The following is an 11,786-nucleotide window of genomic DNA, read 5'->3' on the forward strand; positions in this document are numbered from 1 at the left end:
GACGCGGGCTGCGAGGGCTGCGGGCCATGGTCGCGCCGGTCGCCAGGGGTGTGACACGGGCGGTGCGATCGAGCAGGATGACCTGCCATGCCGAAGATCCCGAACCCCGATGCCGCGTCGCTGCGGCGTGATCCACTGCCCCTGCGCGGCCGTACCGCCCTCGTCACCGGTGCCAGCAGGCGCGGCGGAATCGGCTACGCGGTCGCCCGCCGTCTCGCCGCGTACGGAGCGAGTGTCTACCTCCACCACCATGTCCCGCACGACGCGGCCCAGCCGTGGGGTGCGGACCCCGACGGGCCCCGTGCGGTGGCCGAGGGGGTGCGCGAGGCACTCGGCGATCCGGCCGCGGCCGTCTTCCACGGCCCCGGTGATCTGTCGGCCCCGGCCGCACCGGCCGAACTCGTCGCCACCGCCGCCGAAGCGTTCGGTGGCCGGCTCGACATCCTCGTCGCCAATCATGCCCTCAGCGGGAGCGACGGTCCTCTCGACGCGATCGACGCGGGCATGCTCGACGCGCACTGGGCCGTTGACGCGCGCTCGGTGATCCTGCTGGTCCAGGCTTACTCCCGCCTGCGGGCCGCGCTGCCGGAGCGCACCCCCGGCGGCCGGGTGGTGATGATGACGTCGGGCCAGGACATCGCCGGCGGGATGCCGCAGGAGATCGCCTACGCCCTGGCCAAGGGCGCACTCGCATCGGCGACCCGGTCGCTCGCCACGTCCCTCGGGGATCTCCTGGTGACGGTGAACACCGTCAACCCGGGGCCGGTGGACACGGACTACCTGGACGGCGAGGAGATCGCGGGAATGTTCCCGGCGGGCCGTTGGGGCATGCCGGACGACCCGGCGCGGCTGATCGCGTGGCTGGCGACGGACGAGGCGGAGTGGATCACCGGCGAGGTGATCAACTCGGAGGGCGGGTTCCGCCGTTGATGGTGGGGCCGCGTCCTGCCGCGGGAAGCGAGCCACCAGGGAGGCGTCCGGCTGCGACTCCCGTGCGGGAGCGACGGGGCAGGGCGGCGGACGCCCGCTGCGACACGAAGCGACCGGCCGCCTTCACAGGCAGCTCAGGGGGTGAGGCCCCTCCGCGGGCGGCCGGGCCCCTCGGGGAGCCCGGCCGAGCGGCCGGCTCTCACCGGCCCCGATCACCCGGCGGGCCCGCCCCGGCCGGGGCGGGCCGCTCGCAGAGCTGCGCCCGCCCCCGCCCGAACCCGGCAGGCCCGCCCGAACTCGGCAGGCCCGCCCGAACTCGGCAGGCCCGCCCGAACTCGGCAGGCCCGCCCGCCCCGCAGGCCCGCCGCGGCGCACCGCGCCGCCCGGCGGGGCCCGCCCTCCCTCAGGCCGCCGGTCTCACAACTTCGACAGCTCGTCCATCAGATCGTCCAGCCCCAGCGACCCCTGCGACAGTGCCGCCATGTGCCAGGCCTTCGCGTCGAACGACGCGCCGTGGTTCCGTCGCGCGTTCTCGCGGCCCAGCAGCCAGGCGCGTTCGCCGAGTTTGTAGCCGATCGCCTGCGCGGGCATCGAGAGGTACCGCGTCAGCTCGCTCTCCACGAAGTCCGCCGGCCGGCCGCTGTGGTTGCCGAAGAACTCCTGCGCCAGTTCCGGCGTCCAGCGCTCGCCCGGATGGAACGGCGAGTCGGCGGGGATCTCCAGCTCCAGGTGCATACCGATGTCCACGATCACCCGGCACGCGCGCATCATCTGGGCGTCCAGATAACCGAGTCGGCGCTCCGGGTCGGGCAGGAAGCCCAGTTCGTCCATGAGCCGCTCCGCGTACAGGGCCCAGCCCTCCGCGTTCGCGCTGACCATGCCGACCGTGGCCTGGTAGCGGGAGAGCTGGTCGGCGACGTGCACCCACTGCGCGATCTGCAGATGATGGCCGGGGACACCCTCGTGGTACCAGGTGGACACCAGGTCGTAGACCGGGAAGCGCGTGGCGCCCATCGTCGGCAGCCAGGTCTGGCCGATCCGGGTGAAGTCCTCCGAGGGGCCGGTGTAGTACGGCGCCGCCGCCCCGCCCGGGGGCGCGATCCGGGACTCCACCTTGCGTACCCGCTCGGCGAGTTCGAAGTGGGTGCCGTCCAGTGCCTCGATCGCTTCGTCCATCAGGTTCTGCAGCCAGACCCGGACCTCTTCGACGCCCTCGATGTGCTCGCCGTGCACGTCGAGGTGGGCCAGCGCCTCCCAAGGGCCCGCGCCGGGCAGAATCTTGTCGGCTTCCTTCTTCATCTCGGCCAGCAGACGGTGGTATTCGGACCAGCCGTACGCGTACGCCTCGTCCAGGTCGAGGTCCGTGCCGTTGAAGTAGCGGGACCAGCGGGCGTAGCGCTCGCGGCCCACGGTGTCCGGGGCGTCCGCGACAGCCGGGGCGTAGACGTCGCGCATCCAGTCCCGCAGCTCACCGAGGGCGACGGTGGCCGTGCGGGCGGCGGCGTCGAGTTCGGCGCGCAGCCCGTCCGGGCCGTCCGCGACGATGTCCTCGAACCAGCTGCGGTCCGTGCCCAGCCATTCCGTCAGTTGCCCGATATGGGTCGTGGTGGCCCGAGGGCCACCGAACAGCTTGCGTTCCAGGCCCAGTTCGAGCGATTCCCGGTAGCCGCCGAGGGCCTGCGGTACGGCCCGCAGCCGCTGGGCCACCGCTGCCCAGTCCTCGTCGGTCTGCGTCGGCGTCACCGTGAAAACCTCGCGCACCGCGTGCACCGGCGAGCGCATGTTGCTGACGGTCCGCAGCCCTTCCTCCGCATCGTGCACGGCCAGTTCGGCCGTCAGACGCTCCCGCAGCAGCCGTCCGCACCGCCGTTCCGCGTCCGCGGCGGCACCCGGCAGCTTCTCGGCCTCGTCGAGCCGGGCGAGGGTCTCCCTGGCGAGTTCGGCGAATCGCTCCTGACCTGCGGGTGAGTAGTCCGGGAGCAGTCCGGCGCTCTCCTTGACTCCCAGATAACTTCCGACGGTCGGATCGAGTTCGATGAGCGCGTCGACGTAGGCGTCGGCGACCTGGCGGGGCAGCGGATGGCTGAGGGTGACAGACATGCGCACATCCTCATACGAGTGAGGCCTCCACGTCACCATCGTCCCGGCTCAGCGGCATGTCATCGGCCGGATCGCTCACTGTCCGGTGGGAGGCAGCAGGGGCCCGCAGTCCCACTGCTGGAATATCAACCGGGTCTCCACACGGGCGACTTCCCGCTGAGAGGTGAACTCGTCGATGACCAGGCGCTGGAGGTCGGCCGTGTCGGTCACCGCCACATGCACCAGATAGTCGTCCGGCCCGGTGAGATGGAACAGGGACAGCGATTCCGGCAGCGCGCGGATGCGCTCCACGAACGGCCCGATCAGCTCGCGCCGGTGCGGACGCACCTGCACCGACAGCAGGGCCTGGAGACCGCGGCCCAGCCGGGCCGGGTCGAGGGCCAGGCGATGACCGAGGATCACGCCGGAGCGGCGCAGCCGCGTGACCCGGTCCAGGCAGGTGGACGGCGCGACTCCGACCTCGGCCGCCAGATCGCGGTACGTGGTCCGGGCGTCGTTCTGCAGAAGGCGGAGAATCTGCAGGTCGACCGGGTCCAGAGCGACAGATTCGGCCATTCATCGAACGTAGCACGGCCATCCGACGCTACCTTCCGGTAGGTGTTCAGTCTGCGGTCATGGACAACGCAGCCTTCGCCGCCCCCGTACCCCGGGCGCTGGCCACCGAAGCAGTGCACGCCGGACGCGAGGACCTCGCGGAGCTGGGTGTGCACGCACCGCCGCTGGATCTGTCGACGACGTATCCCTCCTACGACGCCGCGGCCGAGGCCGAGCGGATCGACGCCTTCGCCCTAACCGGCGGCCGGCCGGAGGGCCCGCCCGTCTACGGCCGGCTCGACAACCCGACCACGGCCCGCTTCGAGACCGCCCTCGCCCGGCTCGAGGGAGCCGAGGCCGCGGTGGCCTTCGCGAGCGGGATGGCGGCGCTGACCGCCGTACTGCTGGTACGGGCGAGCATGGGCCTGCGCCATGTGGTCGCCGTCCGTCCCCTGTACGGATGCAGCGACCACCTGCTGGAGACGGGGCTGCTGGGCACCGAGGTGACCTGGACGGATCCGGCGGGGATCGCCGACGCCATACGCCCCGACACCGGTCTGGTCATGGTCGAGACGCCGGCCAACCCGACCCTCGCCGAGGTCGACATCGAAGCCGTTCGCCATGCCTGCGGGTCGGTGCCGCTGCTTGTCGACAACACCTTCGCCACTCCCGTGCTGCAGCGCCCGATCCAGCACGGCGCGCGGATCGTGCTGCACAGCGCCACCAAGTACCTGGGCGGTCACGGCGATGTGATGGGCGGGGTCGTGGCCTGCGACGAGGAGTTCGCCGGACGCCTGCGGCAGGTGCGCTTCGCGACCGGCGGTGTGCTGCATCCGATGGCGGGATATCTGCTGCTGCGGGGTCTGTCCACCCTGCCGGTACGGGTCAGGGCGGCCTCCGCCTCGGCCGCCGACCTGGCGTGCCGGCTGGCCGCCGATCCGCGTATCGCGCGTGTGCACTACCCGCGGATCGGCGGGGCCATGGTCTCGTTCGAGGTCTACGGCGACCCGCACCGGGTGATCGCCGGCGTACGGCTGATCACCCCCGCCGTGAGCCTCGGCAGCGTCGACAGCCTGATCCAGCACCCGGCGTCCATCAGTCACCGCATCGTCGCGGAGGGCGACCGGCGCTCGGCCGGTGTCAGTGACCGGCTGCTGCGGCTGTCCGTCGGGCTGGAGGACGTCGAGGACCTCTGGCGGGATCTCGCCGAAGCCCTCAGCGCTCAGCCTGTTCGAACCAGGACCGGTGCTGTTCGGCAGATCCGTCCAGTCGGGCTGTGATCACCAGCGTGCCCTCCTCGATCTGGTAGTCGAGGGGCAGGCCCAGGCCGCGCATCGCCGCCACCATGGCGGTGTTGGACGACTGGGTCACGGCGTACACGCTGTTGCAGCGGGCCTCCCGGGCGAGGGCGACGAGCCGGCCGAGCAGCTCCGAGCCGATGCCGCGGCGCTGCCAGTCGTCCTCCACCAGCAGAGCGATCTCGGTCTCGTCCCCGTCCCACAGCAGGTGGCCGAGGGCGACGAGCCGGCCGGAGGCCGTCTGCACGGCGAGGGTGCGCCCGAAGCGCGGGCTGAGCAGATGGTTCAGATAGCGGTCGGCGTCGCCGACCGGGCCGTGGTAGCGGTGGCCGAGCGTGCGCTGCGAGCACCGCTCGTGCATCGCCTTCGCCGCTTCGACGTCGCTCTGGTCGGCGCGGCGCACGGTGATCTCGTTGCCCTCGGGGAGGGTGAGGACGTCCTGGCTGCGGGGGATACGGGGGCCGAGCCGGGCGTCGAGCTCGACCAGGGCGCGCGCCCGGGCGAACTCGGTGGGGGTGAAGGGGAGATAGGGCCGCTCGACGGTGATCGCGCCTCCGTTCGGGTCGCGCAGCCGCATCACCGTGTCCTCCAGCACGCCTTCCACCGGAGGGAGATCGCCGGTGGGGCGGCCGGTGAGGGAGACGGCGGGCAGCGAGTGGATGGTGCACCGTCCGAGCAACTGCCTCAGTGCGAGGGGGAGTTCGGCGGCGTCCAGGGCGGTACGGGTGGCGAGGCCGAGTACCCGCGTCGGGGTGTCGACGAGGTCGTGGGCGTCCGCCCGCTCGATCCAGGTACCGCTGCCGCCGGCCGCCGAGACGGCGTGGGTCAGCTGCCGTGCCTGGAGCGGGCCGGGGGCCCTGAGCAGGAACTCGTCCACGGTGCCCGCGGCGAGCGGGTGCGTCTGCAGGGTGAGGATGTCCACGCGCAGGGAGGCGAGGGCCGTGCACAGCGCCGCGAGACTGCCGGGCGCGTCCTGGACGGTGGTGCGCATGCGCCACAGCGTCGTCTCGTGCGGTGTGCCGTCGTCGGCGCGCTCGGCGCCGGCCGCACCCGTAGCGCCGGTGGTATCGCTCGTGCCGGCCGGAGGGGCATGGCCGTGTCGTCGTGCCCACCATGTGTGGAACGTGGCCGTGGCGACGAGGGCGACGGCGGAGGCGACGAGCAGGAACGGGCCGTCGGGGCTGTGGCCGACCAGATTGGCGATGCCGTCGGCGACGGCCACCGCCGTGAACAGCGCGGCCAGTTCGACGAGATCCCGGCGCCAGTGGTGGGGGCGGCGGGCACTCTTCGCAGAAGTCACATCAGTCATGCCCCCACTGTGAACGTTCTGTGTTGCGTGATCGCGAACGTATTGTGACTGATGGGTTAAGCGCGGATCTGAACCGTTATAGGCCATTATTGGCTGATTTTGGCGAGGAGTGATCGGTCGCCCGATGTGTCGCGATCACCGGCCGGGAGCCTCCACCCGGCGAGCTGCGACGATCTCCTCGCCCCGGTCTGCCCAGTCCCCGCGAGTACCCCCGGAGAGGATTCCACACGTCCTCGCGCGTGACGGTTCCGCGTCGCCTCGGCATGTGACGCCGGGCGCACAGCAGACCCGGCCGCCCGCACCTCTCGCGGAGGCGGACGGCCGGGCCCACGTCCGGGCGGATGCCCGGCCTTCTCCTGTCCCTCTTCTCCTGTCCTGCCTACTGTCCTACGCGGCCGGGCTGGAGCACCTTGCTGAACAGGACCGTCCCTCCTTCGGCCCGCAGCCGTACGGTCAACTCACCGCTGCCGCCGTCGATGTCGACCTCGCCGAAGTACTGCGAGGACTCCATCGGCGAGACGTTCGCCCGCTCGGGCGCGCGGACGAAGACCCGCTCGGGACCGAACGTGGCGTCCAGGGCGTTGGCGGGGAAACCGCCCGCCGCCAGCGGCCCCGAGACGAACTCCCAGAACGGGGCGAAGTCCTTGAAGGCGGCCCGCTCCGGCGCGTAGTGCTGGGCCGAGGTGTAGTGCACGTCCGCGGTGAGCCACAGCGTTCCGGTGATCCGGCGGTGCTTGATGTGCCGCAGCAACTCCGCTATCTGCAGCTCGCGTCCGAGGGGTGCGCCGGGGTCGCCCTGCGCCACCGCCTCGATGTTCGCCGCGCCGTCGGGCACCACCAGGCCGAGCGGCATGTCGGAGGCGATGACCTTCCACACCGCACGCGACCGCGACAACTCCCGCTTCAGCCAGGCGAGCTGCTCGGCGCCGAGGATGCCCTGCGTGTCATCGGCCTGCCGGCCCGGCGAGTTGGCGTTGCGGTACGAGCGCATGTCCAGGACGAACACGTCGAGCAGCGGCCCGTACCGCACCACCCGGTGCATCCGGCCCTCGCGCCCGCCCGACGGCAGGGTCGAGACCGGGAAGTACTCGCTGAATGCACGGGACGCACGGGCGGCCAGGACGTCCACGTTCTTCTCGGTGTAGCGGATGTCGTCGAGGATCTGGCCCGGGTACCAGTTGTTGCCCACCTCGTGGTCGTCCCACTGGACCACGGTCGGCACCTGCGCGTTGAAGCGGCGGACGTTCTCGTCGAGGAGGTTGTAGCGGAAGGTGCCGCGGTACTCCGCGAGCGTCTCGGCGACCTTCGCCTTCTCCTCGGTCATCAGGTTGCGCCACACACGGCCGTCCGGCAGCGTCACGCTCGGGACCAGCGGGCCGTCCGCGTAGACCGTGTCACCGCTGCACAGGAAGAAGTCCGGGTTGCGCCGGCGCATCTCCTCGTAGGCGCGGTAACCGCCGTCGTCCACATTGATGCCCCAGCCCTGGCCCGCGATGTCGCCCGACCACAGGAAGCGCACGTCCTGACGGCGCCGGGCGGGTGCGGTACGGAACGTTCCGTGCACCGGCTCCCCGGTACGACGGGGGTCGTCCGGGTCCGCGAGCGTGACCCGGTAGTGGATCTGCTCGCCCGCCGGCAGCCCGCGCAGCGACGCCGTACCGGTGAAGTCCGTGCCGGGCCCGAGCAGCGGGCCGTGCCACCGGTGCGTACGCCGGAAGGAGTCCGTCGCCGACGTCTCGACGATCATGTGGGCGGGCCGGTCCGAACGTGCCCACACCAGTCCCGACGACGTGGTGACATCGCCGGTCTGCACGCCCCAGGCGGCACGAGGACGGCCGGAGCGGGCCAGCGCGGGTGGCGCGCCCACCGCCGGAAGCGCGAGGGCCGCCGATGCGGCGACCGTGCCCCGCAGGAGGGTACGGCGGTCGGGGGACGTTCTCCGCGGGCTGTGCGACATCGCTGGGCCTCCAGGACGGTTGGGGGAGGGGTGCGCCGGGTGTGCCGAGCCATGCCTAACGCCCGGCTGCGGCGCGAACGCGAACCGGAGGTGAACAACCGGCCTTACCCGTGCCGGTCTTCGCGCACCGGTCATCCGCGTACCGGCCTTCCGCGCGCGGCCCTCACGCGCCGGGTTCGCGCCGGGGCCTGTCGCGTACGGTCCTCCGCGTACCGGCCTTCCGCGCGCGGCCCACCCGCGCCCGGGCCCACCGCGCCGCCGTCGGGCCCACCGCTGCCGCCGGCCCACCGGCTCCCCGACCGCGGACCTCCGCCCACGCTCGCAGGACCTACCACCGACGCCCCAACTCCCGTACGCCACCGGCACCGTGGCCCGTTGTCCGGTGGCCGGCTCGTCAGGGCGCCGCCGGACCGCCACCCTGCGTCTCCCGTGCCACCAACGCGATCCCGCGCGCGATGTCCGACGGCGTCAGATGCGCGTATCCGAGCACGAGCCGGACCGCCGAGTCCGTATATCGCGCCGTGCCGTGTTCCGCGAGCGGCCGCAGAGCGATGCCCGCCCGCCGCGCCGCCTCCAGGAACCGCGGCTCGGGACCGAACCTCCCGGGCAGACGGGCGATGGCATGGAGCCCGGCGGCGATACCGCTCACCTCCGTCCCCGGGAAGTGCTCGTCGAGCGCGCCGACGAGCGCGTCGCGCCGCTCCCGGTAGGCCCGCTGACAGCGGCGCAACTGCCGGTCGTAGCCACCGCCGTCGATGAAGTCGGCGAGCAGCGCCTGGTCGAGAGAGGGGTTGCCCAGGTCCATGGTGCGCTTGCGTTCGACCACCTCGTCGGCGAGACGATCGGGCACCAGCAGCCAGCCGAGGCGCAGCCCCGGGGCGAGCGATTTGCTCACCGAGCCGCTGTAGGCGACGCGTTCGGGATCCAGGCCCTGGAGCGCGCCCACCGGCGCGCGGTCGTAGCGGAAGTCGCCGTCGTAGTCGTCCTCGACGACCAGTCCGTCCACCGACCGTGCCCAGTCGAGGAGTTCGGTGCGGCGCCGCGCGGAGTAGGCGATCCCGGAGGGGAACTGATGCGCCGGTGTCGTCACCACGGCCCGCACACCGGAGCGGTGCAGCGGTTCCATGGCCAGTCCGTCGTCGTCCAGCGGGAGCGGTGTCTCGCCGAGACCGGCCGCGGCCAACAGCGGGCCGTGCTGGGGGCTCCCCGGGTCCTCGACGCCGATCGTGCGCAGCCCGTGCCCGTGCAGCACGAAACCGAGCAGGGTCATGGCCTGGGCGACGCCCGAGCACACCACCAGCCGTTCGGGGTCGGCGACGACACCTCGGCGCCGGACGAGCAGCGACGCGAGAGCGGTACGCAGCTCGGGCAGGCCGCGCGGATCCGGGTAGCCCAGCGCCCGATGGGGCAGCCGCGCCAGTACGGATTTGTGCGCGGCGGCCCACGCGGCGCGCGGGAAGAGCGAGAGGTCGGGGGTGCCGGGACGGAAGTCCACCCGGGCGCCGGACGCGCGCGGCGCGAGGTCCCGCGCCGCCCCGGCACCGGCCCGGGCCGCGTCCCCCACCCAGGTGCCCGCGCCCCGGTCACTGCGCAGATAGCCCTCGGCGGTCAGCTGTTCGTACGCCTCGGTGACCAGACCGCGTGACACCCCGAGGTCTGCGGCGAGCTCCCGGCTGGAGGGCAGCCGGGTGCCGGCCGCCAGCCGGCCCGATCTGACCGACTCGCGCAGGGCCGACTGGAGCGCCCTGCCGCGGCGGCGGGCCGGTGCTCCGGCGGCCGGCAGCAGCAGTTCCCAGGCGGTCGTCCAGGACGGCCCGTCCGGCGGATTGGTCCCCGATGACGTCATGGAAGTGGACCTTAAAGGGGACCGCGGACGTCCATAGCGTCGCACCCATGAACCGTATGAACACCCGCACGCTGCACGGCGTGGGGCTCGTCTCCTTCGCCTACTGCCTGGTCGGCGCCTCCTTCACCGCCAACAGCGTCCTCGGCGACTACCCGTACGCCGGCGGTCAGGCCGTGCGCTACGCCCTGGCCTGTCTGCTTCTGCTGCCCCTGCTCGGCGGACGGGCAGCACTCGCGCCGCTGAAGCTGCTCGGCCCCACCCAGTGGGGCCGCATCGCCCTGCTCGCCGGCGTCGGCATGGTCGGGTTCAACCTGGCGATCCTGGCGGCGGAACGCACCTCCGAGCCCGCGGTCCCGGGCGTGTTCGTCGGCTGCGCGCCGGTCATCGTCGCCGTGCTCGTACCGCTCGCGGACGGCCGGCGGCCCACCCGGCCGGTCCTGTTCGGAGCACTGCTCGTGGCGGCGGGGGCCTTCACGGTCCAGGGGTGGGGCCGCGCCGACGCCGTGGGCATCGGCTGGTCGGTGGCCGCGCTGGCGGGCGAGGTCGGGTTCGCCGTACTGGCGGCGCCCGTGCTCCGGCCGCTCGGACCGAAGCTGCTCACGGCGACCGTCTGCGGTGTCGCGGCCGTGGAGTCCACGATCGTCGGACTCGTCGTGGACGGCGCCGGATTCGTGCGGACTCCGGACCAGGGCGAGGCACTGGCACTGCTGTGGCAGGCGGCCGTGGTGACCGTGATCGGCTTTGTGACCTGGTACACGGGGCTGCAGCGGATCGGCACCGAGCGGGCGACGCTCTTCACCGGCCTCATCCCCGTCGCCGCCGCCCTCACCGCGCCGCTCGTGGGCACCGGCACGTTCGGTCCCGCCCAGGCGGCGGGCGGAGTGCTGGTGGGAGCGGGCGCGGCGCTCGGCTCGGGCGTCTTCGGGCGTGGGTCAGCGGCTGCCGTCCAGCAGGACGCGGGCGACGAGAGCGGGGTCGTCGTTCATCGGCACATGGCCGCATCCGGGCAGCCGGACGAGCCGGGCGCCGGGGATGGCCTGCTTGGCGCGGACTCCCTGACGGCGGAACAGCAGCCGGTCGCGGGTGCCCCAGGCGATGGTGACGGGCACATCGGGGATGTCGTCGGTGAACAGGACGTCCCGGCCGGCCAAGAGGGTCTCGTGGAAGCCGGTGGCCCCGCGCAGCGCGAGGGTCTCCGCGACGACGGCCTCGGGTGAACGCCTGCCCGGCTTGGCGTAGATGGTGCTGGTGAGCGCCGCGCGCCCGGCGGCGCTGCGTGCCAGCCACTCGATCATCGGCAGGGACAACGACTGGGCGCCGAGCCGCATGGCCCGCAGCGTTCCGAAGGCGAAGAGCCGTTCCCCTTCCGTCCAGAAGCCGGCGGGGGAGAGGGCGGTGACGGAACGGACGAGCTTCTCGCGGCCCAACTCCAGGGCCAGCAGCCCGCCGAGGGAGTTGCCGGCGACATGGGGCCGCTCGATGTCCAGCGCCTCGCAGAGCGTGGCGAGCGCGCCTCCGACGGCCGCCAGGTCGTACCGCACCCCCTCGGGCAGCGCCGGTGAGACACCGAAGCCGGGCAGGTCGACCGCGATGACCTCGCGCTCGGCCGCGAGAATCCCGATCACCGGGTCCCAGGCCTGGCGGTGATGCCCTATGCCGTGGAGCAGCAGCAGCGGTTCGCCCGAGCCCGCTCTCTCGTAGGAGACGGACAGCTCCCGGCTGCCCCGGGGTGACTCGACGGAGAACGAGATCTTCGCGACCATGCCCTGCTGCTCCTTGGTCTCGCCACGGCACCGATGTGTCGGACGGCGT

General features: G+C 72.7%; 8 protein-coding genes and 1 pseudogene. 3 read left to right on the plus strand and 6 right to left on the minus strand.

All coding sequences use genetic code 11. The features are described from left to right. Window positions 1-87: 87 nt before the first annotated feature. Window positions 88-930: an SDR family oxidoreductase gene (locus RPQ07_RS31665; RefSeq protein WP_313947640.1), complete on the plus strand. Its 843-nt coding sequence runs from the start codon at window positions 88-90 to the stop codon at window positions 928-930. 417 nt (window positions 931-1,347) lie between these two features. Here RPQ07_RS31665 and RPQ07_RS31670 read toward each other — a convergent pair whose 3' ends face one another. Both RPQ07_RS31670 and RPQ07_RS31675 read right to left on the minus strand, forming a co-directional pair. Then, the gene (locus RPQ07_RS31670; protein WP_313947641.1) at window positions 1,348-3,030 is read right to left on the minus strand and encodes a DUF885 domain-containing protein; all 1,683 of its coding nucleotides are present in this window, start codon (window positions 3,028-3,030) and stop codon (window positions 1,348-1,350) included. A 75-nt stretch (window positions 3,031-3,105) separates the two neighbouring features. After that, entirely contained in the window at window positions 3,106-3,585 is a 480-nt protein-coding gene (locus RPQ07_RS31675; RefSeq protein WP_313947642.1) for an Lrp/AsnC family transcriptional regulator, read from the minus strand. 59 nt (window positions 3,586-3,644) lie between these two features. Here RPQ07_RS31675 and RPQ07_RS31680 point away from each other — a divergent pair, with 59 nt between their 5' ends. Then, complete coding sequence (locus RPQ07_RS31680; RefSeq protein WP_313947643.1) at window positions 3,645-4,844, plus strand: trans-sulfuration enzyme family protein; 1,200 nt, start codon at window positions 3,645-3,647, stop codon at window positions 4,842-4,844. Here RPQ07_RS31680 and RPQ07_RS31685 read toward each other — a convergent pair. The 3 genes from RPQ07_RS31685 to RPQ07_RS31695 all read right to left on the minus strand — a co-directional run bounded on the left by RPQ07_RS31685 (window position 4,780) and on the right by RPQ07_RS31695 (window position 9,974). Then, the gene (locus tag RPQ07_RS31685; RefSeq protein WP_313947644.1) at window positions 4,780-6,171 is read right to left on the minus strand and encodes a GNAT family N-acetyltransferase; all 1,392 of its coding nucleotides are present in this window, start codon (window positions 6,169-6,171) and stop codon (window positions 4,780-4,782) included. The two genes, RPQ07_RS31680 and RPQ07_RS31685, sit on opposite strands and share 65 nt — an antisense overlap. Before the next feature lie 379 nt (window positions 6,172-6,550). Further along, window positions 6,551-8,128, minus strand: a complete 1,578-nt coding sequence (locus RPQ07_RS31690) for an alkaline phosphatase D family protein (RefSeq protein ID WP_313947645.1) — start codon at window positions 8,126-8,128, stop codon at window positions 6,551-6,553. A gap of 394 nt (window positions 8,129-8,522) precedes the next feature. After that, window positions 8,523-9,974: a PLP-dependent aminotransferase family protein gene (locus RPQ07_RS31695; protein ID WP_313947646.1), complete on the minus strand. Its 1,452-nt coding sequence runs from the start codon at window positions 9,972-9,974 to the stop codon at window positions 8,523-8,525. Window positions 9,975-10,030: 56 nt separating this feature from the next. Between RPQ07_RS31695 and RPQ07_RS31700 the strand changes: the two are divergent. Continuing rightward, window positions 10,031-10,870, plus strand: a pseudogene (locus RPQ07_RS31700) (DMT family transporter); the annotation flags it as partial. 36 nt (window positions 10,871-10,906) lie between these two features. Here the strand turns inward: RPQ07_RS31700 and RPQ07_RS31705 are convergent. Continuing rightward, window positions 10,907-11,737 (minus strand): alpha/beta fold hydrolase, encoded by an 831-nt coding sequence (locus RPQ07_RS31705; protein WP_313947647.1) that lies wholly within the window; start codon window positions 11,735-11,737, stop codon window positions 10,907-10,909. Window positions 11,738-11,786: the final 49 nt, after the last annotated feature.

Source organism: Streptomyces sp. AM8-1-1, assembly GCF_032229325.1.
Classification (GTDB): Bacteria; Actinomycetota; Actinomycetes; order Streptomycetales; family Streptomycetaceae; genus Streptomyces; species Streptomyces achmelvichensis.

Bases quoted from the DNA above. Each gene is read 5' to 3' on its own strand.
- RPQ07_RS31675 (WP_313947642.1), bottom strand. From the start codon at position 3,585: ATGGCCGAATCTGTCGCTCTGGACCCGGTCGACCTGCAGATTCTCCGC.
- RPQ07_RS31670 (WP_313947641.1), bottom strand. From the start codon at position 3,030: ATGTCTGTCACCCTCAGCCATCCGCTGCCCCGCCAGGTCGCCGACGCC.
- RPQ07_RS31685 (WP_313947644.1), bottom strand. From the start codon at position 6,171: ATGACTGATGTGACTTCTGCGAAGAGTGCCCGCCGCCCCCACCACTGG.
- RPQ07_RS31695 (WP_313947646.1), bottom strand. From the start codon at position 9,974: ATGACGTCATCGGGGACCAATCCGCCGGACGGGCCGTCCTGGACGACC.
- RPQ07_RS31690 (WP_313947645.1), bottom strand. From the start codon at position 8,128: ATGTCGCACAGCCCGCGGAGAACGTCCCCCGACCGCCGTACCCTCCTG.
- RPQ07_RS31665 (WP_313947640.1), top strand. From the start codon at position 88: ATGCCGAAGATCCCGAACCCCGATGCCGCGTCGCTGCGGCGTGATCCA.
- RPQ07_RS31705 (WP_313947647.1), bottom strand. From the start codon at position 11,737: ATGGTCGCGAAGATCTCGTTCTCCGTCGAGTCACCCCGGGGCAGCCGG.
- RPQ07_RS31680 (WP_313947643.1), top strand. From the start codon at position 3,645: ATGGACAACGCAGCCTTCGCCGCCCCCGTACCCCGGGCGCTGGCCACC.